Raw genomic sequence first — 633 nt, 5'->3', positions numbered from 1 at the left:
GATATCTAGACGTTCGCCGTCCTCTATGAGGATCCTTGAATCACGATTAATAGTTGCTGTTCCAATCGAGCCTGAAACAGGAAGACCTGCTATGCCGGGCGCATAGCCACGATTGTACGCATCCATCGCTAGAATTGAGCGGAACAACTCGTCGGTCATTTTGCATTCCTTTGAAAATCATAACGCGAAACTTGTCGCGGGTCGCCAAAAGGAAGGCCTTTGCACCACCCGTCAAAACCTGTCTCCGGTCCGAAACTCGGAAGCCTTTTAGCGATCCCTCTCGTCACCTGTTGGTCCGTGGTGTGAATCGCAATTTGACGCAGCACGTAGCCCTCACCGAAGCTTGCCGCGAGAGCGTCTGGATCGACTGGCTCGATACTTGTAGGATCGGTGATATCGCGGAAGCGAACGAATTTAGGATAGTTTTCGGCAGCGATTACCGCCTGGTAGTCGCGGCTGGAAAGTCCCTCAGCCATAGCTCGCATGCCGCCGCAGCTGCCGCTTATGTCGTAGTCCGCCTCGATCTGCGGCAGGAAAGCATCAAAAGCCTGCCCCGCCTTCAGGAGAGCGAAAAGAGTGTCTCCATTCGGCAGGTCGACAACGACCGCCTCACCGATTTCCTTCGCCCTTGCC

Annotated in this window: 1 protein-coding gene; it reads right to left on the bottom strand. The window is 54.7% G+C overall.

Annotated elements, in window-relative coordinates; translation table 11 throughout:
- Window positions 1-155: 155 nt before the first annotated feature.
- Window positions 156-633: hypothetical protein (locus tag KCG44_RS14290; RefSeq protein ID WP_218446800.1), on the bottom strand; the 478-nt coding region annotated here is incomplete at its 5' end.

Source organism: Pacificimonas pallii, assembly GCF_019204005.1.
Taxonomy (GTDB): domain Bacteria; phylum Pseudomonadota; class Alphaproteobacteria; order Sphingomonadales; family Sphingomonadaceae; genus Pacificimonas; species Pacificimonas pallii.
The sequence above is the reverse complement of the archived record's forward strand: the minus strand, read 5'-3'. Positions and strand labels throughout refer to the sequence as shown.